The sequence below is a fragment of the Bradyrhizobium sp. GW821-FHT13H05 genome (assembly GCF_058804065.1).
Genome location: NZ_JBXAPO010000001.1, coordinates 778890 through 803517 on the forward strand (window position 1 = coordinate 778890; position 24628 = coordinate 803517).

General features: G+C 64.3%; 25 protein-coding genes. 15 read left to right on the forward strand and 10 right to left on the reverse strand.

The features are described 5' to 3' along the window. The 3 genes from urtC to urtA all read right to left on the reverse strand — a co-directional run bounded on the left by urtC (position 1) and on the right by urtA (position 4179). Positions 1 to 1170: an urea ABC transporter permease subunit UrtC gene (urtC, locus tag AC1RR3_RS03680; RefSeq protein ID WP_492819396.1), complete on the reverse strand. Its 1170-nt coding sequence runs from the start codon at positions 1168 to 1170 to the stop codon at positions 1 to 3. Further along, positions 1167 to 2774, reverse strand: a complete 1608-nt coding sequence (gene urtB / locus AC1RR3_RS03685; RefSeq protein ID WP_492819398.1) for an urea ABC transporter permease subunit UrtB — start codon at positions 2772 to 2774, stop codon at positions 1167 to 1169. Before urtB ends, urtC begins: the two co-directional genes overlap by 4 nt. 82 nt (positions 2775 to 2856) lie before the next feature. Beyond that, the gene (gene urtA, locus AC1RR3_RS03690; protein WP_492819400.1) at positions 2857 to 4179 is read right to left on the reverse strand and encodes an urea ABC transporter substrate-binding protein; all 1323 of its coding nucleotides are present in this window, start codon (positions 4177 to 4179) and stop codon (positions 2857 to 2859) included. A gap of 482 nt (positions 4180 to 4661) precedes the next feature. On the opposite strand from urtA, the gene AC1RR3_RS03695 reads away from it, so the two are divergent. The 3 genes from AC1RR3_RS03695 to AC1RR3_RS03705 all read left to right on the forward strand — a co-directional run bounded on the left by AC1RR3_RS03695 (position 4662) and on the right by AC1RR3_RS03705 (position 7066). Then, a complete protein-coding gene (locus AC1RR3_RS03695; protein ID WP_492819402.1) occupies positions 4662 to 6272 on the forward strand; it encodes a DEAD/DEAH box helicase in 1611 nt (536 codons plus the stop codon). A 23-nt stretch (positions 6273 to 6295) separates the two neighbouring features. Next, the gene (infA, locus tag AC1RR3_RS03700) at positions 6296 to 6583 is read left to right on the forward strand and encodes a translation initiation factor IF-1 (protein ID WP_008131890.1); all 288 of its coding nucleotides are present in this window, start codon (positions 6296 to 6298) and stop codon (positions 6581 to 6583) included. A 270-nt stretch (positions 6584 to 6853) separates the two neighbouring features. Then, positions 6854 to 7066 carry a cold-shock protein gene (locus AC1RR3_RS03705; protein WP_008131892.1) on the forward strand — a complete coding sequence of 71 codons (213 nt, stop codon included), beginning with the start codon at positions 6854 to 6856 and terminating at the stop codon, positions 7064 to 7066. Between the two features lie 104 nt (positions 7067 to 7170). Here the strand turns inward: AC1RR3_RS03705 and AC1RR3_RS03710 are convergent, their stop codons facing one another. The 4 genes from AC1RR3_RS03710 to AC1RR3_RS03725 all read right to left on the reverse strand — a co-directional run bounded on the left by AC1RR3_RS03710 (position 7171) and on the right by AC1RR3_RS03725 (position 10116). Next, on the reverse strand, positions 7171 to 7749 hold the full coding sequence (locus AC1RR3_RS03710) for a TadE/TadG family type IV pilus assembly protein (RefSeq protein WP_492819405.1): 579 nt from the start codon (positions 7747 to 7749) through the stop codon (positions 7171 to 7173). A gap of 78 nt (positions 7750 to 7827) precedes the next feature. Beyond that, complete coding sequence (locus AC1RR3_RS03715; RefSeq protein WP_492819407.1) at positions 7828 to 8406, reverse strand: TadE/TadG family type IV pilus assembly protein; 579 nt, start codon at positions 8404 to 8406, stop codon at positions 7828 to 7830. Between the two features lie 235 nt (positions 8407 to 8641). Then, positions 8642 to 9139 carry a pilus assembly protein N-terminal domain-containing protein gene (locus tag AC1RR3_RS03720; protein ID WP_492819409.1) on the reverse strand — a complete coding sequence of 166 codons (498 nt, stop codon included), beginning with the start codon at positions 9137 to 9139 and terminating at the stop codon, positions 8642 to 8644. 149 nt (positions 9140 to 9288) lie between these two features. Continuing rightward, positions 9289 to 10116, reverse strand: coding sequence for a sterol desaturase family protein (locus AC1RR3_RS03725; RefSeq protein ID WP_492819411.1), 828 nt, complete (start codon positions 10114 to 10116; stop codon positions 9289 to 9291). Positions 10117 to 10385: 269 nt separating this feature from the next. Between AC1RR3_RS03725 and AC1RR3_RS03730 the strand changes: the two genes are divergently transcribed. From AC1RR3_RS03730 to AC1RR3_RS03775, 10 genes are all read left to right on the forward strand, one after another. Beyond that, on the forward strand, positions 10386 to 10550 hold the full coding sequence (locus tag AC1RR3_RS03730; protein ID WP_492819413.1) for a Flp family type IVb pilin: 165 nt from the start codon (positions 10386 to 10388) through the stop codon (positions 10548 to 10550). 70 nt (positions 10551 to 10620) lie between these two features. Next, positions 10621 to 10767 carry a hypothetical protein gene (locus AC1RR3_RS03735; RefSeq protein WP_492819415.1) on the forward strand — a complete coding sequence of 49 codons (147 nt, stop codon included), beginning with the start codon at positions 10621 to 10623 and terminating at the stop codon, positions 10765 to 10767. A 121-nt stretch (positions 10768 to 10888) separates the two neighbouring features. Continuing rightward, a complete protein-coding gene (locus AC1RR3_RS03740; protein ID WP_492819417.1) occupies positions 10889 to 11413 on the forward strand; it encodes an A24 family peptidase in 525 nt (174 codons plus the stop codon). A gap of 127 nt (positions 11414 to 11540) precedes the next feature. Further along, positions 11541 to 12338, forward strand: coding sequence for a Flp pilus assembly protein CpaB (gene cpaB / locus AC1RR3_RS03745; protein ID WP_492819419.1), 798 nt, complete (start codon positions 11541 to 11543; stop codon positions 12336 to 12338). Positions 12339 to 12349: 11 nt separating this feature from the next. Next, complete coding sequence (locus tag AC1RR3_RS03750; RefSeq protein ID WP_492819421.1) at positions 12350 to 13825, forward strand: type II and III secretion system protein family protein; 1476 nt, start codon at positions 12350 to 12352, stop codon at positions 13823 to 13825. Positions 13826 to 13845: 20 nt separating this feature from the next. Further along, a complete protein-coding gene (locus AC1RR3_RS03755) occupies positions 13846 to 14580 on the forward strand; it encodes a CpaD family pilus assembly protein (RefSeq protein WP_492819423.1) in 735 nt (244 codons plus the stop codon). Then, complete coding sequence (locus AC1RR3_RS03760) at positions 14577 to 15845, forward strand: CpaE/TadZ family protein (protein ID WP_492819425.1); 1269 nt, start codon at positions 14577 to 14579, stop codon at positions 15843 to 15845. Before AC1RR3_RS03755 ends, AC1RR3_RS03760 begins: the two co-directional genes overlap by 4 nt. 21 nt (positions 15846 to 15866) lie before the next feature. Then, positions 15867 to 17330 (forward strand): TadA family conjugal transfer-associated ATPase, encoded by a 1464-nt coding sequence (locus tag AC1RR3_RS03765; RefSeq protein ID WP_492819427.1) that lies wholly within the window; start codon positions 15867 to 15869, stop codon positions 17328 to 17330. 13 nt (positions 17331 to 17343) lie between these two features. Next, complete coding sequence (locus AC1RR3_RS03770; RefSeq protein ID WP_492819429.1) at positions 17344 to 18321, forward strand: type II secretion system F family protein; 978 nt, start codon at positions 17344 to 17346, stop codon at positions 18319 to 18321. Between the two features lie 9 nt (positions 18322 to 18330). Next, entirely contained in the window at positions 18331 to 19305 is a 975-nt protein-coding gene (locus AC1RR3_RS03775) for a type II secretion system F family protein (RefSeq protein ID WP_492819431.1), read from the forward strand. 66 nt (positions 19306 to 19371) lie between these two features. Here AC1RR3_RS03775 and AC1RR3_RS03780 read toward each other — a convergent pair whose 3' ends face one another. Both AC1RR3_RS03780 and AC1RR3_RS03785 read right to left on the reverse strand, forming a co-directional pair. Next, positions 19372 to 20193 (reverse strand): tetratricopeptide repeat protein, encoded by an 822-nt coding sequence (locus tag AC1RR3_RS03780; protein WP_492819433.1) that lies wholly within the window; start codon positions 20191 to 20193, stop codon positions 19372 to 19374. Positions 20194 to 20332: 139 nt separating this feature from the next. After that, on the reverse strand, positions 20333 to 20536 hold the full coding sequence (locus AC1RR3_RS03785) for a hypothetical protein (RefSeq protein WP_008132239.1): 204 nt from the start codon (positions 20534 to 20536) through the stop codon (positions 20333 to 20335). A 220-nt stretch (positions 20537 to 20756) separates the two neighbouring features. Here AC1RR3_RS03785 and AC1RR3_RS03790 point away from each other — a divergent pair, with 220 nt between their 5' ends. Both AC1RR3_RS03790 and AC1RR3_RS03795 read left to right on the forward strand, forming a co-directional pair. Continuing rightward, positions 20757 to 22130 (forward strand): leucyl aminopeptidase family protein, encoded by a 1374-nt coding sequence (locus tag AC1RR3_RS03790; protein ID WP_492819435.1) that lies wholly within the window; start codon positions 20757 to 20759, stop codon positions 22128 to 22130. Next, a complete protein-coding gene (locus AC1RR3_RS03795; RefSeq protein WP_492819437.1) occupies positions 22123 to 22977 on the forward strand; it encodes a C40 family peptidase in 855 nt (284 codons plus the stop codon). The genes AC1RR3_RS03790 and AC1RR3_RS03795 overlap by 8 nt, the downstream gene beginning before the upstream one ends. A 6-nt stretch (positions 22978 to 22983) precedes the next feature. Here the strand turns inward: AC1RR3_RS03795 and AC1RR3_RS03800 are convergent, their stop codons facing one another. Then, the gene (locus AC1RR3_RS03800) at positions 22984 to 24621 is read right to left on the reverse strand and encodes an ABC transporter ATP-binding protein (RefSeq protein ID WP_492819439.1); all 1638 of its coding nucleotides are present in this window, start codon (positions 24619 to 24621) and stop codon (positions 22984 to 22986) included. Between the last annotated feature and the right edge of the window lie 7 nt (positions 24622 to 24628).

Genomic DNA, 24628 nt, shown 5'->3' on the forward strand with positions numbered 1-24628 from the left:
CTACTCCGCCATCTTGGGTTCGGTGACGCCATCTTCCGCCGCCGCGCTCACAACGGTCGCAGCGGAGCGCTTTTCCTTCGACTGGTCCCACCAGGCGTTGAATGTGCCGACGATGCCCTTCGGCAGCAGCAGCGTCACCAGGATGAACAGCGCGCCCAGCATGAAGAGCCAGTACGGCGCCAGCACGCCCGAGGTGAAGAACGTTTTTGCATAGCTGACCACGACGGCGCCGAGTGCCGCGCCGACCAGCGTACCGCGGCCACCGACCGCGACCCAGATCACCGCGTCGATCGAATTACCCGGCGCGAATTCGGATGGATTGATGATGCCGACCTGCGGCACGTAGAGCGCGCCGGCCACACCGGCCATGCAGGCCGAGAGCGTGAACACGAACAGCTTGTAGGATTCGACGCGATAGCCGAGGAAGCGGCTGCGCGATTCCGCATCGCGGATCGCGATCAGCACCTTGCCGAGCTTGGAGGACACGACGGAGCGGCAGATCAGGAAGGCGACAATCAGCGCCAGGCAGCTCAGCGCAAACAGCGCGGCGCGGGTGCCCTCGGCCTGCACGTTGAAGCCGAGGAGGTCCTTGAAGTCGGTCAGGCCGTTATTGCCGCCGAAGCCAAAGTCATTGCGGAAGAAGGCGAGCAGCAGCGCATAGGTCATCGCCTGCGTGATGATCGACAGATAGACGCCGGTGACGCGGGAGCGGAACGCGAGCCAGCCGAAGCAGAAGGCGAGCAGGCCCGGCACGACCAGCACCATCAACGCCGCGAACCAGAACATGTCGAAGCCGTACCAGTACCAGGGCAGCTTCGAATAATTCAGGAACACCATGAAGTCCGGCAGGATCGGATTGCCGTAGACGCCGCGAGTGCCGATCTGCCGCATCAGGTACATGCCCATGGCGTAGCCGCCGAGCGCGAAGAAGGCGCCGTGACCGAGCGAGAGGATGCCGCAATAGCCCCAGATCAGGTCGATCGAGAGGGCCAGGATGGCGTAGCAGACATATTTGCCCCAGAGCGCGACGAGATAAGTCGGCACATGCAGGAACGAGCCGGCGGGCAGCAGCAGGTTGGACAGCGGGATCAGCACACCCAGCGCGGCGACGACCAACAGGAAGATCGTCGCGCCGCGGTCCAGCGATCGCGTCAGCATGTGAGGGGTCATGCTTCCACCGCACGGCCCTTGAGCGCGAACAGGCCGCGCGGCCGTTTTTGAATGAACAGGATGATGAGAACGAGGATCGCGATCTTGCCGAGCACGGCGCCGGCGACCGGCTCCAGAAACTTGTTGGCGATGCCGAGCGTGAAGGCGCCGACCAGCGTGCCCCAGAGATTGCCGACGCCGCCGAACACCACGACCATGAAGCTGTCGATGATGTAGCTTTGGCCGAGATTGGGGCTGACATTGTCGATCTGCGACAGCGCCACACCGGCGATGCCGGCAATGCCCGAACCGAGCCCGAAGGTGAGCGCGTCGACGCGCGAGGTGGCAATGCCCATCGAGGCCGCCATGCGCCGGTTCTGAGTCACCGCGCGCATCTCGAGCCCGAGCGCGGTGTAGCGCAGCATCGCAAGCAGGATCGCGAACACCGCGAACGTGAAGACGAGGATCCAGAGCCGGTTATAGGTGATGGTGATCTGGCCGAGCTCGAAGGCGCCGCTCATCCAGGAGGGATTGCCGACCTCGCGGTTGGTCGGGCCGAACATGGTGCGCACCGCCTGCTGGAGCACCAGCGACAGGCCCCAGGTCGCGAGCAGCGTTTCCAGCGGGCGGCCATAGAGGAAGCGGATGATGCTGCGCTCGATCAGCACGCCGATAGCGCCCGCGACGAGGAAGGCGAGCGGCACGGCGATCAGCAGTGAATAGTCGAACAGGGCGGGATAGCGGGTGCGGATCACCTCCTGCACCACGAAGGTGGTGTAGGCGCCGATCATCACCATCTCGCCATGGGCCATGTTGATGACGCCCATCACGCCGAAGGTGATGGCGAGCCCGATCGCGGCGAGCAGCAGCACCGAGCCAAGCGAGAGGCCGTACCAGGCATTCTGCACCGTGGACCAGACCGCAAGCGAGCTCTGGATCGAGCCGATCGCACTCGCGGCGGCCTTGGTCACCGAAGCCGGCTGGTCACCCATGCCGGTGAACAGCGCCAGCGCCTCCTGGTCGCCGCGCGCCTTGAGGGTGGCGACGGCCTCAAGCTTCTCGACTTCGGTGGCATCGGACTTGAACAGCAGGATGGCCGCACGCGCATCGCCCAGTGCGGCCTTGACGGATTTGTTGGTTTCCTTGGCGAGCGCGCCATCGACCGCCTCGAGCGCGGTCTCCTCATGCGACTTGAAGACGGATTGCGCGGCCTGGAGGCGCGTCCCGATATCCGGCGACTGCAGTGTCAGACTGCCGATCGCGGCATCGACACTGCGGCGCAGGCGGTTGTTGAGACGGACCGCGCTCGCACTGTCGGGCACGCTGGCGACGGGCTCGCCGGTCGCGGCATCGATCGACTTGCCGTCGGCACCGGTGACGTAAACCTTCTTGCTGTCAGGATCGGCCATGAGGCGGCCGTCCTGGAGCGCGCTGATGATCGGGAAAGCCAGCTTGTTGCCGCTGCTCGCGACCACGCCGATCGCTTCTTCCGTATCGGAATAATCATCATTGGCGAATTTGGCGACCGCATCCTCGAACGGACCGGCGAAGGCCGGCAGCGCGAACGCGATCAGGAAAAGCGAGAGAACGAACGAACAGAGACGGGCGGACAAATTGGCTGGCACTGTGAATCACCCCGGCAGAAGTGGGGAGAAGGCGGCGGAATAGCCGCCTCCTCCCGTCGTTCAATGAGCTTTCAGATCGGGATCAGGAGCCCGAGCCGAGGCACTTGTTGGTCTTGGTGTTGAAGTTGCCGCACTTCTTGCCGACCCAGTCGCCGATCAGGTCCTTGGAGCCGTCGAGCTCCTTCGACCAGGCGTCGCCAGCAACGAGGCCAGGCGTCTTCCAGACCACGTCGAACTGACCGTTCGCCTTGATCTCGCCGATGAACACCGGCTTGGTGATGTGGTGGTTCGGAAGCATCTTGGAGGTGCCGCCGGTCAGGTTCTTGGCTTCGATGCCCGGGAGAGCGTCGATCACCTTGTCCGGATCGGTCGACTTCACCTTCTCGACCGCCTTGACCCACATGTCGAAGCCGATCACATGCGCTTCCATCGGATCGTTGGTCACGCGCTTCGGATTCTTGGTGTAGGCCTGCCACGCCTTGATGAACTTCTCGTTCTCCGGCGACTTGATCGACTGGAAGTAGTTCCAGGCGGCGAGATGGCCGAGCAGCGGCTTGGTGTCGATGCCGGCGAGCTCTTCCTCACCCACCGAGAACGCGACGACCGGGATGTCCTTCGCCTTGATACCCTGGTTGCCGAGCTCCTTGTAGAAGGGGACGTTGGCATCGCCGTTGATGGTCGAGACCACCGCGGTCTTCTTGCCGGCCGAGCCGAACTTCTTGATATCGGCCACGATCGTCTGCCAGTCGGAATGTCCGAACGGCGTGTAGTTGATCATGATGTCTTCCTGGGCGACACCCTTCGACTTCAGATAGGCTTCCAGGATCTTGTTGGTGGTGCGCGGATAGACGTAGTCGGTGCCCGCAAGCACCCAGCGCTTCACCTTCTCGTCCTTCATCAGATAGTCGACGGCGGGGATCGCCTGCTGGTTCGGGGCCGCACCCGTGTAGAACACGTTGCGCTCGGACTCTTCGCCCTCGTACTGCACGGGGTAGAACAGGATGTTGTTGAGCTCCTTGAACACCGGGAGCACCGACTTGCGCGACACCGAGGTCCAGCAGCCGAACACGACCGAGACCTTGTTCTTGGTGATCAGCTCGCGCGCCTTTTCGGCGAACAACGGCCAGTCCGAAGCGGGATCGACGACGACGGCCTCGAGCTTCTTGCCGAGCACGCCGCCCTTCTTGTTCTGCTCGTCGATCAGGAAGAGGATGGTGTCCTTCAGCGTGGTTTCGCTGATGGCCATGGTGCCGGAGAGAGAATGAAGGACGCCGACCTTGATGGTGTCGTCCGCGGCCTTGGCGCTGGTCAATGAGGCCAGACCGAGCATCAGTCCGGCGGTCGCGGCGAGCACGCCGCGGCGGCTAAATGACGCCGCTATATCGTGAGTGGATTTGGTAACCATTTGTGTATCATCTCCCTGACGCAGACGTGAAATAGACGCTGCGAAACGGCCCCACGGCCGCCTGCGATTAACGGAATCGCAAGAACCATGCCATGGACGCGGCATGTAACAAGTCATTGGTTTCACTTGAAAATTCGGCAGAAATCAAAGTTTCGCCGCAGTCTATTTGCTCAAAACTTGGGCGAATAAAATGTATGCTAATGCGGCAGACAGTTTATTTTTTGAGCAAAATTGTGCCTCTGTCTAAATTTCCGGCACAACTATTTCTGCACCGCAATCGCGATTTGGTGCGGACTTGCCTTGAAAGCGCCCGCTCGATGTTCCATATGACCACCCGAGACCTCTTGCGAATCAAGGGGTCGTTGCGAGCCGCGTGTTCTTAAGCCCCTCCGGGCGTCTGGCTTGCCCCATATCTCCCAAGCCATCCGACACCCCAAACACGCAGGTGTCTTCTAGACACCCTTTTGCGCGCGCCGCGCCGAATGCGCCGGGCGCCCGCTTTTGACATGGAAAGAACCCATCTTTTGACTTCGTTTCAGGACTTCGGCCTCGCCGAACCGATCGCACGCGCTCTCTCCGAAGAGAACTACGTCACCCCCACCCCCATCCAGGCCCAGACCATTCCCACGGCACTGACCGGCCGCGACGTCGTCGGCATCGCCCAGACGGGAACCGGCAAGACCGCGTCCTTTGCGCTGCCGATCCTGCACCGCCTGCTCGAGAACCGCATCAAGCCGCAGCCGAAGACCTGCCGCGTCCTGGTGCTGTCGCCCACCCGCGAACTGTCCGGCCAGATCCTCGACAGCTTCAACGCCTATGGCCGCCACATCCGCCTGTCCTCGACGCTCGCCATTGGCGGCGTGCCGATGGGTCGTCAGGTCCGCTCGCTGATGCAGGGCGTCGACGTGCTGGTCGCCACGCCCGGCCGCCTGCTCGACCTCGTGCAGAGCAACGGGCTGAAGCTTGGAAGCGTCGAATTCCTCGTGCTCGACGAGGCCGACCGGATGCTCGACATGGGCTTCATCAACGACATCCGCAAAATCGTCGCCAAGCTGCCGATCAAGCGGCAGACACTGTTCTTCTCGGCCACCATGCCGAAGGACATCGCCGAGCTCGCCGACTCCATGCTGCGTGACCCCGCCCGCGTCGCGGTGACCCCGGTCTCCTCGACCGTGGAGCGGATCCAGCAGCGCATCATCCAGGTCGACTTCTCCGCCAAGCCGGCGTTCCTCGCCCAGCTGTTGAAGCAGGAGCCGGTCAACCGCGCGCTGGTCTTTACCCGCACCAAGCACGGCGCCGACAAGGTGGTGAAAACGCTTGAGAAGGCCGGCATTGCCGCCAGCGCCATCCACGGCAACAAGTCGCAGAACCATCGCGAGCGCACGCTGGCGCAGTTCCGCTCCGGTGATATCCGCACGCTGGTCGCCACCGACATCGCCGCCCGCGGCATCGATGTCGACGGCATCACCCACGTCATCAATTTCGACCTGCCCAACGTGCCCGAGACCTATGTGCACCGCATCGGCCGCACCGCGCGCGCCGGCGCCGAAGGCACCGCGATCTCGCTGGTCGCAGGCGGCGAGGAGCTCGCCTATCTCCGCGACATCGAGCGGCTGATCAAGGTGGCGCTGCCGCGCGAAGACCTCCGCACCGATGCCGGTCGCCGCGATGCAGGTCCTCCCCCGCCGCAGCAACGACAGGGCCGGCCGGGCCGCCCGGGCCAGCGTCCGCAAGGCGCAAGGCATGGTGAGGGACGCCACGGTGATGGACGGCGCGCCGACGAAAGGCATGCCGACGGACGCCACCATAGCGCTGGCAAGCAGGGCGATGGACGGCCCGGCGAAGGCCGGCATGGCGACCCGCGCCATGGTGACGGAAGGCATGTTGAAGGAAGGCCCGGCAACGGCCCCAAGGCCTCGAAGGGCGCTCGTCGCCGCCGCTCCGGTGGCAAGATGCATTCTTCGCCAACCGACCGTCCGGAACAGCGTTCCGCGCATAGCGCAGGGGCGCCTGATGGGATACAAGGCGTTGCCTTTTTGCGCCGTGAGAGTCGGCCGAACGGCCAACCGAACCGCAAACCCCATTCGCACTAGCCGTCCACGACCTGGAGAAATTCATGGCTAAGGAAGAGCTGATCCAGTTCGAAGGACTGGTCACCGAAATCCTCCCCGATGCACGCTACCGCGTGCAGCTCGACGCCGGACACGAGATCGTTGCCTACACCGCCGGCAAGATGAAGAAGAACCGCATCAAGACGCTCGCGGGCGACCGCGTGACGGTGGAGATGTCGCCCTACGATCTCGAGAAGGGCCGGTTGATTTTCCGCCACAAGGACGAACGTCCCAGTGGCGTCGGTGGACCTCCCCGTCCCGGACAGCGTGGCGGCCAGTTCCGCCGCCGTTGATCCGCGTTCGGCACCGTCAGTTGCGGAATTAAAATTCCGACCTGTATGCTGATCCGCCGCGCACGGCGCGGCGGATCAAAAAATCGTGCATGTCAGGATTGTTTCGGGACTCTATTTCCAATAAAATAAGCTAATCGATTTTCGGCCGGACGACATTGGCATCCACCGGTACAGCCGGTTCAGACACGCTGACGACCCTTCCAGAAATTCGATCTAACCTGCCTGCGCGAGCGGGCTCTTACATTGTGTGATCTGAGAAGGAACTACCCCGTGAGCATGGGAACCGTGAAGTGGTTTAACGCGACCAAGGGCTTTGGCTTCATCCAGCCCGACGACGGCGGACAGGACGTGTTCGTCCACATCAGCGCCGTCGAGCGCGCCGGCCTCGGCACGCTGCGTGAAGGCCAGAAGCTCTCCTACGAGATCGTGGCTGACCGCCGTTCCGGCAAGTCGGCTGCGGACAATCTGCGCTCCGCCGGTTGAGCCTGCCCGGGCATTGGCCCGGATCGGCGCGATCGAGCTAGCCAAGGAAACAGAAAAGGCCGTGCGCAACGCACGGCCTTTTTTCATGCGCGAAGAAGCGGCGCTCAGTAGGTCGTGCAGGCCGTATCCGGGCTGTAATAGACGCAGCTGGACTGGCGCGGACGGGTATAGGCGACGTCGCTCAGCGTGATCGCGTTCTTCAGCACGTAGCCGACCGACGGCGTGTAGGTGTAGCTGACCTCGCTGAGGATCAGATAGGTACCGCCGATCGCAAGCGTCGTGGGAATCGTGACTGCGGATTTCTGCGTTCGCGGCACCGAGCCCTTGCTCCATTGCACGTGCGCCTGCGAGGTCGAGGGATCGACATAGAGCTCGGTGATCGTCGCCGACACCGTCGTGGTGGCATAGGGCGTCATGATGCCGGTGGAGGCTGCGAAGAAATTGGTCATGTCGGTGTCGCTGACCGAGGTCGACTGCGAGGTGAGGTCAGACAACGTCCGCGCCATCAGCGTCACCTTGCGGTCGATCGCCACCGCCGACGAGAACTCGACCGTGCCGAAGAACATCACCAGCATCAGCGGCACGATCACCGCGAATTCGGTGGCCGCCAGACCTTTACGGTCGGCAAGGAATTCACACGCGGTGAGACGCGTGGCCCGCCGGAATTTCGCAATCGCCTGCATCGCTCTGCCCGATCCCTTGTCCTATTGTCTGAGCATGATCTATTCGGAAAACCGCTATGCACTTTTCCGGATCAGGCTCTAGTAAGGCTCGTTCTTGAACGCGGCCGTAGCCACCAGCAGCCGCTTGTTGCCCGTGAGATTGGAGATGTTGTAGCCGAGCCCGGTGACGAACAGCGGCCACTGGTAGAACAGCCGCACCACCACGATGTCGCCCGCATTGCCGGGGCTGTAGCTCATGGTCGTGTCGAAATTTCCGGAGGCATTGATGTGGCTCGGCAGCGTCAGCGCCGAGAAGGACGAGAAGCTCGTGACGTCGACATAGAGACTGTTGCAGTCGAACAGCGCCGGGATCTGGTTGCAGACGTAGGTCTTGAACGTCGTCTGCGTGCAGGGCGTGCTCACGCCGGACACTGCGCAGGCCGTCACCGATCCCGATTGCGCCTGGCCGGTCAGCACCACGCGTGCGGACGTCTGCGTGATGGTCTCGAGCACCTGGCTCGCGAAGAACATGATCGCCGTCTCGATGATGGCGAACAGCAGCGCGAAGAAGACCGGGGCGACCAGCGCGAACTCGACGGCTGCGGAGCCGCGGCGATTGCCGCGAAACCGGCGCAGCGCGGTCCGGAGCGTGAATCTCGTAGGTGCGGGCGATGGCATCGCGTCAAATTCCCCCGGCAGCGGCAATCATCTGCCCCGTTCAATAGCGGAAACTGATTGTTTAAGTGTTTCAGGCGATCGGCACCCCGCGGACCGCGCCGTCAAGGATGCGTTAACCACGAGCGACCCGGGAGCCAACGGAGCAAGGCGCGCAGAAGGGAAGCCTCTCCCGCACATGCGCGAACCCGGACCGGAGCATGCGCTCCAGCCGGGCAATTCGCGCCGATCAGTCCGGCTAGTTGGATTTGGCGCCCGCGCCCGCGTTACCGCTGGCAGTGCCGCTCAGAGACCCGGCCTGGCTCATCGTGGTGTTGAAGAAATTGTCGCTGTCGCCCAGCGTCACGCGGCGCTGGCACTGCGGCACGCAGCTATAGGACTCGCGCTCAACCCCGCGATAGACGGTGACGAGCCGGTCGCTCGGGCCTTCGACCTGGATCTGGCGGTCCACCAGGATCTCGCCGCCCCGGTCGAGCGCGATGAAATTGGTGGCGCCGTAGCCCTTCCCGGTCACGACGAGCATGCCGCCGGGCTGAAGCGTGACGTCGGCGATCAGGGGATTGCCGACCACGATGGTCGCCACCTTGCCCGGCAACCGCACCAGCTTGGCCTGGTCGACATTGACCGCGATGGTATCGGCGGTGGACTCGGCAAGGCCGGCCGCCGGCGATGCCAGCACCGCAGCCGCGACCAGAAGACAGACGCGCACATGACGGCGCAGCAATTCTTTACGCATACTCTTACCCCCGGGACGTCACAAACCGGCAGAAGCGATGAGATACAGCGGAGCCGGTGCCCGACCCCGCTAACCTGCCCTCAATTCGTGAACGTTCCGCAAATTCGCCGACTATTGTTTGAATGGACTGGCGTTTTCGGGATCATTCTCTAGCGGCGGAACGGATAGGCGAGCTGGCCGCCGATCTCCTTCGGCATGGTCGCTTCGTCCTTGCCGTAATCCTGCGGGAGCATCCCCTCCGGCATACGGAAGGTGCCGAACAGCACATCCCAGATCGGGAACGTGCCGGCGAAATTGGTGTCACCGCCTTCTTCGAGCGCGGTGTGGTGCCAGCGGTGGAACACCGGCGACGCCAGCACATATTTGAACGGCCCGAAGGTCCAGTTCAGGTTGGCGTGCACGAAGGCCGAATGAAAGGTCGTGAACGGGGCAAGCCAGACCATGGCGTTCGGCGAGATGCCGGCCATCAGCAGCACGACGTCGACCCCGATCGTACCGAGCACGAGATTGACGGGATGGAAGCGGGCCGCCGAGATCCAGCTGATCTCCTCCGAGGAATGATGGATGGCGTGATACTTCCAGAACTCACCGCCATGGAACAGCCGATGCAGCCAGTACAGCATGAAATCGGACAGGACCAGGAACAGCGCGGCCTGGGCCCACAGCGGCAATTGCGCCAGCGGGCCATGGCCGTTGTCGTAGAAGGCGATGAGACCGTCGGCGTCATGGATGTTGAAGAGAAGGCTCGCGCCGACGATCAGGAGCCCGATCCGCATGGTGCGGGCAAACACCGGAACGAAGAACCAGTAACAGATGTCGGTGATGATCTCCCGCTTGCGCCACCACGGCACGCCGGGATTGCAGGCCCAGAAATGCTCGAGCACCGTGAAGATCAGCGCGAGCACGAAGGTCACGGGGACCACCTTCGCGATGGTCTCGCCGAGCATCAGGGCGACTTCCATGGGCAGGCTCGACATTGTCGCCTCTCTTCCGGATAGCTGGTTCGTCTTAGGCCTACTCCTTGAAATTTAAGGGAGGATGAAGCCGGTGACCGGCTTGCGGCACATCCGGAACCGCAACGAGTTACAGCGGGCGCCTTAAGGCGAAATTCACTCTGGCCACAAGCATCGCGCAGGAATCGGGTTTTCACGATCGAATTAACTGTGCCGAAAGAGCTCGGCTCTCATGGTCACCGCGTCAAGGACAGCGCCGAACGAGGCGATCCAACCCAGATGGAGTTTTGTTCATGAAGAACCTGATTGCGCGTTTCGCCAAAGATGAATCCGGCGCCACCGCCATCGAATACGGTCTGATCGCCGCTGGCATCGCGCTGGCCATCATCACTGTCGTCAATCAGCTCGGCGGCACGCTGAACACCAAGTTCGGCTCGATCAGCTCCTCGCTGAAGTAAGCAACCGCATAGCGACGGCAAAAGCCCCGGACATCCGGGGCCTTTGTTTTTCCGAGTACGGCGAATCCCAGTGGCGTTGCGCGAGTACAGAACCGAGGCCGCGGTTGCGGCGAGAAGAACCGAGGCGATGCCGACCGGCTCGCCGGCCTATTGGGTCTGCCTTGCCCTGCTGCTTGCGACGGTTGCGCTCGCCGCGCGGATTGCCAGCCTCTGGTGAGCACGCCGGCGGCGAGGACCGCCTGTTGCGACCGCTGCCGCCGTTGTCGGTTTATTTAGCACTGGCGGCTAGCATGCCGGCGCCAGATCCCGCGACGAACCCAGGCCTCAAGACGCAGCCCATGATCCTCGACCTTGCGCGCCTTCTGCTGTTCCCGGCCCTGATGGCGTTCGCCGCCGCGAGCGATCTCTTCACGATGACGATCTCCAACCGCGTGTCGCTGGCGCTGGTCGCCGGCTTCTTCGCACTCGCCCTCGCCGGTGGCATGGCACCTTACGAGATGCTGAGCCATGTCGGCGCCGGCGCGCTGCTCCTGGTCGTCACCTTCGGCTGCTTTGCGATGGGCTGGATGGGCGGTGGCGACGCCAAGGTCGCGGCTTCGGTCGCGCTCTGGTTCGGTTTCGCACAATTGATGGATTTCCTGCTCTACGCCTCGCTGTTCGGCGGAGCGCTGACGCTGCTCCTGCTCCAGTTCCGGCAATGGCCGTTGCCTTACGGGCTGGCAGGCCAGGCTTGGCTGGCACGGCTGCACGACAAGGAGAGCGGCATCCCGTATGGCATCGCGCTCACGCTTGGCGCGCTGATGATCTACCCGGAGACCGAATGGGTGAAGGCGATCGACCTCGCTCACCTCGCACTGCGCTGAACACACCGGGTAAACCCGGCGTTAAGGCGATTTAGATACGCCTCATTAACCATGCTTTGACGAATAGCTGGTCAACTGCCGATTACGGCGGCGGCTGCGTCGCGGCGTTTTGTGGAAAGTGAAGCGTATGAATAGGGCACGCATAGTCGTCCTGACGGTCGCCATCTGCGCCGGCGGCGTCGCCGCGTACCTGGCGAGCGGCTCGGACAATTCTGCGCCGCCTCCGGCGACTCCGGTCGCGCTTCCGACCGTCGATGTGCTGGTGGCCAAGAACGACATCGGCCTCGGCCAGACCGTCAAGCCGGAAGACGTGCAATGGCAGACCTGGCCGGCCGCGACCGCCAGCGCCACCTTCATCCGCCGCAACGAACGTCCCGAGGGCGCAACCCAGGTGACCGGTTCGATCGCGCGCGCCCCCTTCATCCAGGGTGAGCCGATCCGCGACCAGAAGCTGGTCAAGGCCGAAGGCTCCGGCTTCATGGCCGCGATCCTGCCCACCGGCATGCGCGCGATCTCGACCGAAATCTCGCCGGAGACCGGCGCGGGCGGCTTCATCCTGCCCAACGACCGCGTCGACGTGCTTCTGACGCGCCGGCTCAAGAACCAGGACCAGAGCACCGGTGCCCAGGACGTCGTCTCGTCCGAAATCATCCTGGCCAATGTCCGCGTGCTGGCGATCGACCAGGCGCCGAAGGAGAAGGACGGCCAGAACGCGGTGGTCGGCAAGACCGTCACCCTCGAACTCAATCCCACGCAGACGGCGACGCTGTCCGCCGCCCGTCAGAGCGGCACGCTCTCGCTGGCGTTGCGCAGCATCGTCGACGTCAAGCTGAGCGAGATCACGCTCGAAGACTCCGCGCAGAAGCGCGATGGCATTTCGATCATTCGCTACGGCATCCCAAGCTCGACGGCGAAGGCACGATGAGGACTGTCGATATGAAATGCAGGGCGAATTTGGCGACGATGCGCACCTCTGTGGTCCGCGCCCTGTCGTTTTCGGCCGCCTTCGCGCTGACGCTTGACCCCGTGCTCACCCCCGTGCTCGCTGCGGACTACCGCCCCGCGGCACCGGTCGCGGCGGACGGCCAGATGAACGCGCGCTTCCTCTCGCTCGGCATCGGCAAGTCGATCGTGATCGACCTGCCGCGCGACATCAAGGACGTGCTCGTCGCCGATCCCAAGATCGCCAATGCGGTGGTGCGCTCGTCGCAGCGTGCCTACATCATCGGCGCATCGGTCGGCCAGACCAACATCGTGTTCTTCGATTCCGCCGGCCAGCAAATCGCGGCCTATGACATCGCAGTCAAGCGCGACCTCAACGGCGCGCGGGCTGCGCTGAAGCAGATCCTGCCCAATTCCGACATCCAGATCGACGGGCTCGGCGACGGCATCATCCTGACCGGCACGGCAGCGAACCCGATGGAGGCGCAGCAAGCCAACGAGCTCGCCGCGCGCCTCACCGGCGGCGCCGACAAGGTGGTGAACTCGATCGTGGTCCGCGGCCGCGACCAGGTCATGCTGAAGGTGACGGTGGCCGAGGTCCAGCGCAACATCGTCAAGCAGCTCGGCATCGACCTGTCGGCGAACCTGAACTACGGCACCTCGGTGGTGAGCTTCACCAACTCCAACCCGTTCACTGCTCTCGGCCGCAACCTCGTCGACGGCAACAATTTGACCACGAAGTTCGGCGCGACCCCATCGGTGCAGGCCACTTTGCGTGCGATGGAAAGCGCAGGCGTGATCCGGACGCTCGCCGAGCCGAATCTGACCGCGATCTCCGGTGAGTCCGCGACCTTCATCGCAGGCGGCGAATTCCCGGTGCCGGCAGGCTACGCGTGCGACCCGACCACGCATGTCTGTACCACCCAGATCAGCTTCAAGAAGTTCGGCATCTCGCTCAACTTCACCCCCGTCGTCCTGACCGAAGGCAAGATCAGCCTGCGGGTGATGACCGAGGTCTCGGAACTGTCGAACGAAAATGCGATCACCCTGTCTCAGGCCGTGACGTCGACCTCGGTGAACTCGCTGACGGTGCCCTCGATCAGGACCCGTCGCGCCGAGACGTCGCTGGAGATTCCCTCCGGCGGCGCGATGGCGATGGCCGGCCTGATCCAGCAGCAGACCAAGCAGGCGGTGAGCGGTTTGCCGGGACTGATGCAGCTCCCGGTGCTCGGCTCACTGTTCCGCAGCCGCGATTTCGTCAACAACGCGACCGAGCTGGTCGTGATCGTGACGCCCTATATCGTGCGCGCAGCGGCGCCGAAGGACCTGTCGCGGCCGGATGACGGCTTCTCCGCCCCCGCCGATCCGCAGGCCGAGCTGATCGGCAACATCAACCGCATCTACGGCGTGCCCGGTAAGACCGAGCCGGCTCGCAACTACCGCGGCACCTACGGTTTCATCACCGACTGAAGCGGAACGGGGACTTCGTTATGACCATCAAACCACCCCAGCTTCGCAAACGCGCCATCGGCCTCGGTGGCGCGCTCGTCGGCATCGCGCTTGCGCTCGGCGGCTGCCAGCACGACGAGGTGGCGACCGCCTCCATTCCCGACGACTACAAGCAGCGTCATCCGATCGCAATCGAGGAGCAAAACCGCTCGATCGTCGTCTTCGTGGGCCACGCCCGTGGCGGATTGACCGCCGCCCAACGCGCCGACGTGATGGGCCTGGCATCGACGTGGCTGCATGAGGGCACCGGCGCGATTCATATCGATGCGCCGTCCGGCACGCCCAACGCGCGCCCGGTCGCGGAAACGATGCGTGAAATCCAGGCGATGCTGTCAGCCGCCGGCATTCCGCCGCGCGGCGTCATCGCTCGCCCGTACCAGCCGGAAGACAAGCGCTTCCTGCCGCCGATCCGGCTGACTTATTCCAAGATCGCCGCTGTCGCCGGTCCATGCGGCCTGTGGCCGGAGGACCTCGGCCCCTCGATGAAGAACAAGAGCTGGTTCGAGAACAAGGACTACTACAATTACGGCTGCGCCTATCAGCGCAACATGGCGGCCATGATCGACAATCCGGCGGACCTCGAGCAACCCCGCTCCGAAACGCCGGCCTACACGACCCGGCGCACCGCCGCCTTCGAGAAATATCGCAAGGGAAGTCCGACCGCGGTTACCTATCCTGAGGCCGACAAGGCCAAACTCAGCGACACCGGCAAATGATCAGCTACGCTCGCCAGACACACGAAGAGCAGCCGGAGGCCCTTGTCCCGCCGGTCGAGGAGCATATCGCCCCCGCGCCGCGCGTTTCCGTCCAGGCCTTCTGCGAGACGGTGGAGACCGCCGCCGCCGTGCAATCGGCTGGCGAGGATCGCCGTCTCGGCAAGGCCCATCTGAAGATCCAGATGGGCGGCATGGCGGCCGCGATCGAAGCCTATCGTTCGGCTCCGACGCCGAACGTGATCGTGCTCGAGAGCGACGGCCGCAGCGACATCCTGGGCGGGCTCGACCAGCTCGCCACGGTGTGCGACGCCGGGACCCGCGTGGTCGTGATCGGCCGCATCAACGACGTCACACTCTATCGCGAGCTGGTGCGCCGCGGCGTCAGCGACTACGTGCTTGCGCCGGTCGGCGCGATCGACGTCGTGCGTTCGATCTGCAACCTGTTCTCGGCGCCGGAAGCCAAGGCGGTCGGCCGCATCATCGCCGTGGTCGGCGCCAAGGGCGGCGTCGGCGCGTCCACCATCTCCCACAACGTCGCCTGGGCGATTGCGCGCGATCTCGCAATGGACGCGGTCGTCGCCGATCTCGACCTCGCCTTCGGCACTGCCGGGCTCGACTACAACCAGGACCCGCCACAGGGCATTGCCGACGCCGTGTTCTCGCCCGATCGCGTCGATACCGCCTTCATCGACCGCCTGCTGTCGAAATGCACCGATCATCTCAGCCTGCTGGCGGCGCCGGCGACGCTCGACCGGGTCTATGATTTCGGCACCGATGCCTTCGATGCCGTGTTCGACACGCTGCGCTCCACCATGCCCTGCATCGTGCTCGACGTCCCGCACCAATGGTCGGGCTGGACCAAGCGGGCCCTGATCGGCGCGGACGACATCCTGATCGTGGCCGCGCCCGATCTCGCCAATTTGCGCAATACCAAGAACCTGTTCGACCTGCTGAAGGCCGCTCGGCCCAACGACCGGCCGCCGCTCTACTGCCTGAACCAGGTCGGCATCCCGAAACGCCCTGAAATCGCCGCCACGGAGTTCGCCAAGGCGATCGAGAGCCAGCCTGTCGTCTCGATCCCGTTCGAGCCGCAGATCTTCGGCTCGGCGGCCAACAACGGTCAGATGATCGCGGAGATCTCCGCCAACCACAAATCGATCGAGATGTTCCTCCAGATCGCCCAGCGCCTGACCGGCCGCAGCGAGACGAAGAAACAAAAGTCGTCCTTGCTTTCACCCCTGATTGAGAAGTTACGGGGAAAATAAGCCGCCGCATGGAGTTGTTAAGTGTTCGGTAAGCGTAGCGGAACAGACACCGATACTCGGGCTCCCAAGCCCGGCGCCGTGTCGCCAGAGCCTGCCCCGGCTCCGGCGCCGACGGTGTCGCGCGCACCGCCCCCGCCGGCCGTCGCCTCGCCGCCGCTCGCCCCGGCGAAGCCTGCGCCGACCATGGAGGCCCGCCGCTCCGACAATTATTACGAGGTCAAGGCGACGATCTTCGGCGCGCTGATCGAGGCCATCGACCTCGCCCAGCTTGCCAAGCTCGATTCGGAATCGGCCCGCGAGGAAATCCGCGACATCGTCAACGAGATCATCGCGATCAAGAACATCGTGATGTCGATCGCCGAGCAGGAGGAACTGCTCGACGACATCTGCAACGACGTGCTCGGTTACGGTCCGCTGGAGCCGCTGCTGTCGCGCGACGACATCGCCGACATCATGGTCAACGGCGCCAACACGGTCTTTATCGAAGTCAACGGCAAGATCCAGCGCACCGGCATCCGCTTCCGCGACAACCAGCAGCTCCTCAACATCTGCCAGCGCATCGTCAGCCAGGTCGGCCGGCGCGTCGACGAATCCTCGCCGATCTGCGACGCCCGCCTCGCCGACGGCTCCCGCGTCAACGCCATCGTGCCGCCGTTGTCGATCGACGGACCCGCGCTCACCATCCGCAAATTCAAGAAGGACAAGCTGACGCTGGATCAGCTGGTCAAGTTCGGGGCGATCTCGCCCGAGGGCGCCGAGATCCTCCAGATCATCGGCCGCGTCCGCTGCAACGTGCTGATCTCCGGCGGTACCGGCTCGGGCAAGACCACGCTGCTCAACTGCCTCACCAACTACATCGAGCACGACGAACGCGTCATCACCTGCGAAGACGCCGCCGAGCTCCAGCTCCAGCAGCCCCACGTGGTCCGGCTGGAAACCCGCCCGCCCAACATCGAGGGCGAGGGCCAGGTCACCATGCGCGAATTGGTGCGCAACTGCCTGCGTATGCGCCCCGAGCGCATCATCGTCGGCGAGGTCCGCGGACCCGAGGCGTTCGACCTCCTCCAGGCCATGAATACCGGCCATGACGGCTCGATGGGCACGCTGCATGCCAACAACCCGCGCGAGGCCCTGTCACGCTGCGAATCCATGATCACGATGGGCGGCTTTTCGCTTCCGTCGCGAACAATTCGCGAGATGATCTGCGCCTCGATCGACGTCATCGTCCAGGCCGCGCGCCTGCGCGACGGCTCGCGCCGCATCACGCACATCACCGAGGTGATGGGCATGGAAGGCGACACCATCATCACCCAGGACATCTTCCTCTACGACATGGTCGGCGAGGACGCCAACGGCAAGATCATCGGCCGGCATCGCTCGACCGGCATCGGCCGTCCGAGGTTCTGGGAACGTGCGCGCTACTACGGCGACGAGAAGCGCCTTGCCGCCGCGCTCGACGCCGCGGAAGTGGCGCCGCAGACGTGAGCAGGACAGCGCCATGAACATACAGGTCCTCGCCCTCGCCTTCCTCGCCACCGCCGCCGTCGGCGGCATCGCCTGGGTTTTCGTCTACCCACTGCTGTCCGGGGAGCGGAAGGCGGAAAGCCGCCGCGCCTCGATCGCGCGCGCCGAGGCGCCGACGGCCCGTGCGGCCGAGAAGACCCAGCGCTCGCGCCGCGAGCAGGTCGAGACCACGCTCAAGGATCTCGAGGCGCGCCGCTTGCAGGAAAGGAGCGCTCCGCTCTCCGTCCGCCTGTCGCAAGCGGGCCTCGACTGGACGACGCAGAAATTCTGGATCGTGTCCGCCGTCGTGGCGGGTGTATTTTTCGCGGGCGCCCTGTTGGCCGGCGGCGGCCTGCTCGGCGCTACGGGCCTTGCCTTTGCCGGCGGTTTCGGCCTGCCGCGCTGGGCCCTGGGTTTTCTGAAGAAGCGTCGCGAAAACAAGTTCCTGGCCGCACTGCCGGACGCCGTCGACGTGATCGTCCGCGGCATCAAGGCCGGCCTGCCGCTGTTCGAATCGATCAAGGTGGTCGCCGCCGACTCGTCCGAGCCGCTGCGCAGCGAGTTCCTGGCCATCATCGAGACGCAGGCGATCGGCATGCCGCTCGGCGAAGCCTGCTCGCGCCTCTACGAACGCATGCCGCTGCCGGAAGCCAATTTCTTCGGCATCGTAGTGTCGATCCAGCAGAAGTCGGGCGGTAACCTCTCCGAAGCGCTCGGCAACCTCTCCAAGGTGCTCCGCGACCGCAAGAAGATGAAGGAAAAGATCCAGGCGATGTCGATGGAAGCCAAGGCCTCGGCCGGCATCATCGGCTCGCTGCCTCCGATCGTGATGTTCCTCGTCTATCTCACCACGCCCGGCTACATCTCGCTGCTGTGGACCCATCCTACCGGCCAGCTCATGCTGGTCGCCTGCGTCATCTGGATGTCGGTCGGCATCATGGTGATGAAGAAGATGATCAATTTCGATTTCTGATGGTGCCGTATGGTCGAGTTTCTCGTCACAAAACTACATGACGTCCACTTCATGACCATGCTGCTGGCGGCCATTGCCGCCAGTGCCACCGTCTATACGCTGGTGATGCCGCTGTTCGCCGGCGAGGGACTCTCCAAGCGCATGAAGGCGGTGGCGAGCGAGCGTGAGCGCATCCGGCAGCGCGAGCGGGACCGCCTCCACAAGAGCGAGAAGGTCTCGCTGCGTCAGACCCCGAAGCAGCTCGTCTCCAAGGTGGTCGAGGATTTCAATCTCACCAAATGGCTCGCGCAGGAGGCTGCGCGGGACAAGCTGATCATGGCCGGCTATCGCGGCCAGGCGCCCTACATCACCTTCCTGTTTGCACGCATGGTCGCTCCGATCGTGCTGTTCATCGGCTCGGTCATCTACGTTTTCCTGATCGCGCGTATGGAACAGTCGATGCCAATCAAGATCGGCATCTGCGTCGGTGCCGCCTATCTCGGCCTTCAGGCACCGATGCTGTTCCTCAGGAATGCGATCTCGAAGCGCCAGCTCTCGATCAAGCGCGCCTTTCCCGATGCGCTCGACCTTCTGCTGATCTGTATCGAATCCGGCATGTCGGTGGAAATGGCATTCCGGAAGGTCGCCACCGAAATCGTCGGCCAGTCGATCGCACTATCGGAGGAGTTCACGCTGACCACGGCCGAGCTGTCCTATTTGCAGGACCGCAAGGTCGCCTATGAGAACCTGGCAAAGCGCACCGGGCTCGAGGGCGTCAAGTCGGTGTGCCTTGCGCTTCAGCAGGCGGAACGCTACGGCACCCCGCTCGGGCATTCCCTGCGCGTCATGGCGCAGGAAAACCGCGACATGCGCATGAACGAGGCCGAGAAAAAGGCCGCCGCGCTGCCGCCGAAGCTGACGGTGCCGATGATCCTGTTCTTCCTGCCGGTGCTGTTCGTCGTCATTCTCGGGCCGACCGGCATCAAGATCACCGAGCTGCACTGAACGAAAAACCGGACGTGAACCGCGCGCGGTCCACGGGCGGCTGCGCGATTGCAAGATCAGGTCTGATCAGTCGGGCTGGCTGAGCGCGGCGACCGGCGTCCGCTTCGGTGCGCCGCGCGGAGCGTCGCTGCGGCTCAACATCTCCTTGAGATACGCGACATTGGCCGCGGCCTGGTCCGGCGGCAGGTCCGCCTTCACAATGGTCTCGGCTTCGGCGAAGCGGCCTTGGAGACCGACGACGAGACCGAGATTCTGCCGCACCCGGCTGCTCGCGCGCGGCGAAGCGTAGGCCTGCCGCAGCGCCTCTTCGGCTTTGGGCAGATCCTTCGAGAGCATGTAGGACAGGCCGAGATTGGAGAGCACACCGGGATCGCCCGGCGCGATCTTCAGCGCGCTTGCATAATAGGAGCGCGCCTCCTCGTGGCGACCCATCTGATCGAGCGCCGTGCCCTGCACAGAGAGCAGGCGCCAATCCGGATTGTCGGGCGAATGCGCTTTCGACAATACGTCGAAAGCCTGCTGGAAATTGCCGTTGTCGGCGAGCGCACGGCCGTATTGGGCGAGCAGCGCCTTGTTGCCGGGATTGGCGATGGTCGCCTGCTCGAGCACGGCGGCGGCCTGGGCGCGCTGGCCGTTGGCGCGCAGGGCCTGGCCATAGCCAAGCGCGGCCTCGGCGTCCTTGGGATTGGCACGGTAGCGCTCGCCATAGACTTCGACGGCGCGCGCGGGGTCGGTGGGAGCAGTGGGGGCGGCCTCCGCCTTCGAGCCGATCGAGCCGGTGACGTCGGAGAGCTTTGACATGGCCGTGCAGCCGCCGAGGCTCGTGGCCACCAGCGCGATGAGCGAGGCGGACGCGAGAAGCCGGGCAGGACTGAACCGTTGACGCATGACGCCTTAACTCTCGAGCGGATGGATCGAGCCGAACGCGCCAGCAATAGACTGTTAACCCTAATGGTCGGTTAACGCGGGGTGCCTCACGGCCGCGTCTGCGGCGGCACCTCCCCGCCAAGACCGAGTTCGAGGCCGATCAATATTCGATGGCGAGCCGCTTGCGGATTTCGTCGATGCGTCTGTCGAGCGCATCGAAGCGCGCGTGGACTGAGCGGTCGTGGAGATAGAAGACGTAACCACCGGCGAGGAACGCGAAGATCCAATGGTGATGCTCGACATAGCCGAAAATCGCCTCGACGGCCTGGCCAATGAATGTGACCACGCTCCACACAAATTCCATTGCATTTCCTCCCGGCACGCTTCGCCTTCGGCCGTCGGCGATCTCTGTGCACTTTTCCCGGTATCGATCCGGCGGCCGTTGCCGGAACCTAGCATGGCCCCCTTGCTGCGAGTAGCGGCTCGCTGAACGGTGACAGCAAAGCCGATTGCGGGCACGGCAAAACTCTGCGAAGTCTGGTCCATTCGCTTAACCTGCTTGATCTGACGACCCGGACCCGCCAATGCCTTCTGTCTTCGAGACCTCGCCCAACGCCATCCCGATCACCTTCGTCACCAAGTCGAGCTGGGATCAGGTCGCCGAGACGCTGCTGCCGCCGCAACGCCAGTTCGCCACCGCGAACGGCTTTGCTGCCAAGCCCGGCGGCTATCTGGCGCTGCCCGCGCCCGACGGCGCGATCGCACACGTGCTGTTCGGTATCGAGGACGAAGACGCAAGATCGCGCGACCTGTTCCGGCCGGGCGCCCTGCCCGGCCTGCTGCCGCCGGGCATTTATCGCTTTGCCAATGCACCGCACGATGCACGACTGGCGGCGCTGGCCTTTGCACTGGGGTGCTATCGCTTCGCCCGTTACCGCAGGGCCGACCGGCCCGATGTCCGCCTGGTACCGCCTGACAGCGTCGATGCCGCCGAGATCAATCGCATTGCGGACGCCGCGATGCTGGCGCGCGACCTCATCAACACGCCGTCCAACGACATGGGTCCGGAGGAGCTCGCCGCGGCCGCGCAAGAGCTCGCCGCCGAATTCGGTGCAAGCTTCGCCTGCACCGTCGGCGAAGACCTGGAGAAGAATTTTCCGCTGATCCACGCCGTCGGCATGGCCTCGGACCGCGCGCCGCGGCTGATCGACATCGCCTGGGGCGATCCCGCTCATCCCAAGGTGACACTGGTCGGCAAGGGCGTCTGCTTCGACACCGGCGGGCTCGACCTCAAGCCATCGAGCGGCATGCTGATCATGAAGAAGGACATGGGCGGCGCTGCCAATGTGCTGGCGCTGGCGCGCATGGTGATGGACGCGAAGCTGAAGGTCCGGCTGCGCGTACTGATCCCGGCCGCCGAGAATGCGGTCGCCGGCAATGCCTTCCGGCCTCTCGACATTTTCACCTCGCGCAAGGGCATCACGGTCGAGATCGGCAACACCGATGCGGAAGGGCGCCTGGTGCTCGCCGACGCGCTGGCGCTCGCCGACGAGGAGAAGCCCGACCTGCTGATCGACCTCGGCACATTGACCGGTGCCGCACGCGTCGCACTGGGACCGGATTTACCGCCCTTTTACACCAATGATGAGACACTTGCCGCCGACGTCGCGCGCTGCGCGGCGAAGGAGAACGATCCGTTGTGGCGCATGCCGCTGTGGCCGCCTTATGATGCGTGGCTGGACTCCAAGACGGCGACCATCACCAACGCACCATCAGGCGGCTTTGCCGGCTCGATCACCTGCGCGCTGTTTTTGCAGCGCTTCGTCGAGCAGGCCAAGAGCTGGCTGCATGTCGACATCTATGGCTGGACGCCCTCGGCAAAACCCGCACGCCCCGAAGGCGGCGAATGCCAGGCCGCGCGCGCCATCTACGCATTGCTGAGCGAGCGTTATGCGTGATCCAAGACACGATCCACGGCTGACGCCGGCGCGGGGCGACCTCGCCGCGAAATATCTCGAAGGCAAGGTCGAGGCGGATCGCTTCGTCACCGGCGAGGAATTCGAGGTGGTCGCGCCGATCGCGGCCGTGCGCGAGCAACCCTCATCGAACGCGATGCTGATGACGGAAGCGCTGCGCGGCGAGCGCGTCACGGTCTACGATCGCAACGGCGAAGGCTGGGCCTGGGGACAGCTCAATGGCGATGGCTATGTCGGCTGGCTGCCCGATGCGGCGCTGATGAAGCCGGCTTCTGCGCCGACACATAAGGTGAGCGCGCTCCGAACCTTTGCCTTCCCCGGTCCTTCGATCAAGCTGCCGCCGGCCGACACGCTCGTGCTGGGCTCGAAGATCGCGGTGTCGCGCGAGGACGGCAGCTTCGCCGCGACGCGCGAAGGAACCTTCCTGCCGAAGGCGCATCTCGCCTCGCTCGATCATCACGAGCCGGATTTCGTCGCCGTCGCCGAGCGTTTCGTCGGCACGCCCTATCTCTGGGGCGGCAAGAGCAGCCTTGGCATCGACTGTTCGGGCCTCGTCCAGGTGTCGCTGACCGCCGCCGGCATCGGTTGTCCGCGCGACAGCGACATGCAGCAGGCGGGCCTCGGCCGCGCGCTGGAGACGCATGAGCGAGGCAGCTTGCGGCGCGGCGATCTGATCTTCTGGAAGGGCCATGTCGCCATCGTCCGCGACGCCGGCACCATGGTTCATGCCAACGCGCACCATATGGCGACGGTGATCGAGCCGATCGAGCCGGCGCTCGCGCGGATCAGGCAGGCGGGCAGCGAGATCGTCGCGATCAAGCGGCTCTGACGCGACCTACGTCGCCACCGACCCATTGCCTGCCGTCTCGAGCCGGAACGCAGCCGCGAATAGCGCCCGTGTGTAATCCGTCTTCGGATTCTTGAACAGCTCGGCGGCCTGGCCTTCCTCGACCACCTTGCCGCCGCGCATCACGATGAGGTGGCTGGCGAGCGAGGCAACGACGCGCAGATCGTGCGAGATGAACATGTAGGTAAGGTCGCGCCTGCGCTGGAGTTCACGCAAGAGGTCGACCATCTGCGCCTGGATCAGCATGTCGAGCGCGCTGGTCGGCTCGTCCAGCACGACGAAATCCGGCTCCAGCACCACCGCACGCGCGATGCTGATGCGCTGACGCTGGCCGCCGGAGAATTCATGCGGATAGCGATAACGCGTGTCCGGCTTCAACCCGACGTCCTCCAGCGCCTTGACGACGCGCTCCTCGCGCTCCTCGCGCGACAGCTTCGGCTGATGCACGGTGAGGCCCTCGGCGATGATGTCGGCAACCGACATGCGCGGGCTGAGCGAGCCGAATGGATCCTGGAACACGATCTGCATGTCACGCCGGAACGGCCGCATCTCCTTGAAGCGCAGACCCTGGATGTCCTTGCCCAAAAACACGATGCGCCCGTTCGAGGAGATCAGCCGCAGCAGCGCGAGCCCCAGCGTGGTCTTGCCCGAGCCGGACTCGCCGACGACACCGAGCGTTTCGCCTTTGCGCACGGCGATGCTGACGCCGTCGACCGCCTTGATGTGGCCGACCGTCTTGCGCATCAGGCCGCGCTTGATCGGAAACCACACCTTCAGATCATTGGCCGACATCACGATCTGCGCATCCGGCTGCGGCGGCGCCGGATCCGGTTTCGGTTCGGCCGCGAGCAGGTCGCGCGTATAGGGATGCTTCGGGGTCTTGAAGACCTGCTCGACCGGACCCTGCTCGACGATCAGGCCGCCCTTCATGACACAGACGGTGTCGGCGATGCGGCGCACGATGCCGAGATCGTGGGTGATGAAAAGCAGGCTCATGCCGAGCCGAGAACGAATCTCGGCAAGCAGCGCCAGGATCTGCGCCTGCACGGTGACGTCGAGCGCCGTGGTCGGCTCGTCCGCGATCAACAGATCCGGCTCGTTGGCGAGCGCCATCGCGATCATCACGCGCTGGCGCTGGCCGCCGGAGAGCTGGTGCGGATAGCTGTTCAGCCGTGTTTCGGGCTCGGGAATGCCGACCTGGGTCAACAATTCCAGCGTCCGCTTGCGGGCCTCGGCATTGCTGGTCGGATTGTGCAGCTGGATGATCTCGCCGATCTGCGCCTCGATCGTGTGCAGCGGATTGAGCGAGGTCATCGGCTCCTGGAAGATGATGGAGATGTCGCTGCCGCGAATCGCCCGCATCTGCTGCTCCGACTGGTCGATCAGCTCCTGCCCCTTGAACCGGATGCTGCCCGAGGGATGCGAAGCGTTCGGGTACGGCAGCAGCTTGAGGATCGAGAGCGCGCTGACCGACTTGCCGGACCCGGACTCGCCGACCAGCGCCACGCATTCGCCGCGCTTGATCTGGAACGACACCTTGTCGACCGCGAGCGTGGTGGCACCGCCCTGGTGGAAAGCCACCGAAAGGTCGCGCACGGCAAGCAGGGGCTGGTTGATCGCGTCCATCACGCCC

Bases quoted from the DNA above. Each gene is read 5' to 3' on its own strand.
- AC1RR3_RS03720 (WP_492819409.1), bottom strand. From the start codon at position 9,139: ATGCGTAAAGAATTGCTGCGCCGTCATGTGCGCGTCTGTCTTCTGGTC.
- AC1RR3_RS03755 (WP_492819423.1), top strand. From the start codon at position 13,846: ATGACCATCAAACCACCCCAGCTTCGCAAACGCGCCATCGGCCTCGGT.
- AC1RR3_RS03770 (WP_492819429.1), top strand. From the start codon at position 17,344: ATGAACATACAGGTCCTCGCCCTCGCCTTCCTCGCCACCGCCGCCGTC.
- infA (WP_008131890.1), top strand. From the start codon at position 6,296: ATGGCTAAGGAAGAGCTGATCCAGTTCGAAGGACTGGTCACCGAAATC.
- AC1RR3_RS03715 (WP_492819407.1), bottom strand. From the start codon at position 8,406: ATGCCATCGCCCGCACCTACGAGATTCACGCTCCGGACCGCGCTGCGC.
- urtC (WP_492819396.1), bottom strand. From the start codon at position 1,170: ATGACCCCTCACATGCTGACGCGATCGCTGGACCGCGGCGCGACGATC.
- AC1RR3_RS03775 (WP_492819431.1), top strand. From the start codon at position 18,331: ATGGTCGAGTTTCTCGTCACAAAACTACATGACGTCCACTTCATGACC.
- AC1RR3_RS03725 (WP_492819411.1), bottom strand. From the start codon at position 10,116: ATGTCGAGCCTGCCCATGGAAGTCGCCCTGATGCTCGGCGAGACCATC.
- AC1RR3_RS03760 (WP_492819425.1), top strand. From the start codon at position 14,577: ATGATCAGCTACGCTCGCCAGACACACGAAGAGCAGCCGGAGGCCCTT.
- AC1RR3_RS03790 (WP_492819435.1), top strand. From the start codon at position 20,757: ATGCCTTCTGTCTTCGAGACCTCGCCCAACGCCATCCCGATCACCTTC.
- AC1RR3_RS03740 (WP_492819417.1), top strand. From the start codon at position 10,889: ATGATCCTCGACCTTGCGCGCCTTCTGCTGTTCCCGGCCCTGATGGCG.
- AC1RR3_RS03710 (WP_492819405.1), bottom strand. From the start codon at position 7,749: ATGCAGGCGATTGCGAAATTCCGGCGGGCCACGCGTCTCACCGCGTGT.
- AC1RR3_RS03785 (WP_008132239.1), bottom strand. From the start codon at position 20,536: ATGGAATTTGTGTGGAGCGTGGTCACATTCATTGGCCAGGCCGTCGAG.
- AC1RR3_RS03795 (WP_492819437.1), top strand. From the start codon at position 22,123: ATGCGTGATCCAAGACACGATCCACGGCTGACGCCGGCGCGGGGCGAC.
- AC1RR3_RS03780 (WP_492819433.1), bottom strand. From the start codon at position 20,193: ATGCGTCAACGGTTCAGTCCTGCCCGGCTTCTCGCGTCCGCCTCGCTC.
- AC1RR3_RS03800 (WP_492819439.1), bottom strand. From the start codon at position 24,621: ATGGACGCGATCAACCAGCCCCTGCTTGCCGTGCGCGACCTTTCGGTG.
- AC1RR3_RS03695 (WP_492819402.1), top strand. From the start codon at position 4,662: ATGCGCCGGGCGCCCGCTTTTGACATGGAAAGAACCCATCTTTTGACT.
- cpaB (WP_492819419.1), top strand. From the start codon at position 11,541: ATGAATAGGGCACGCATAGTCGTCCTGACGGTCGCCATCTGCGCCGGC.
- AC1RR3_RS03730 (WP_492819413.1), top strand. From the start codon at position 10,386: ATGAAGAACCTGATTGCGCGTTTCGCCAAAGATGAATCCGGCGCCACC.
- AC1RR3_RS03750 (WP_492819421.1), top strand. From the start codon at position 12,350: ATGAAATGCAGGGCGAATTTGGCGACGATGCGCACCTCTGTGGTCCGC.
- urtA (WP_492819400.1), bottom strand. From the start codon at position 4,179: ATGGTTACCAAATCCACTCACGATATAGCGGCGTCATTTAGCCGCCGC.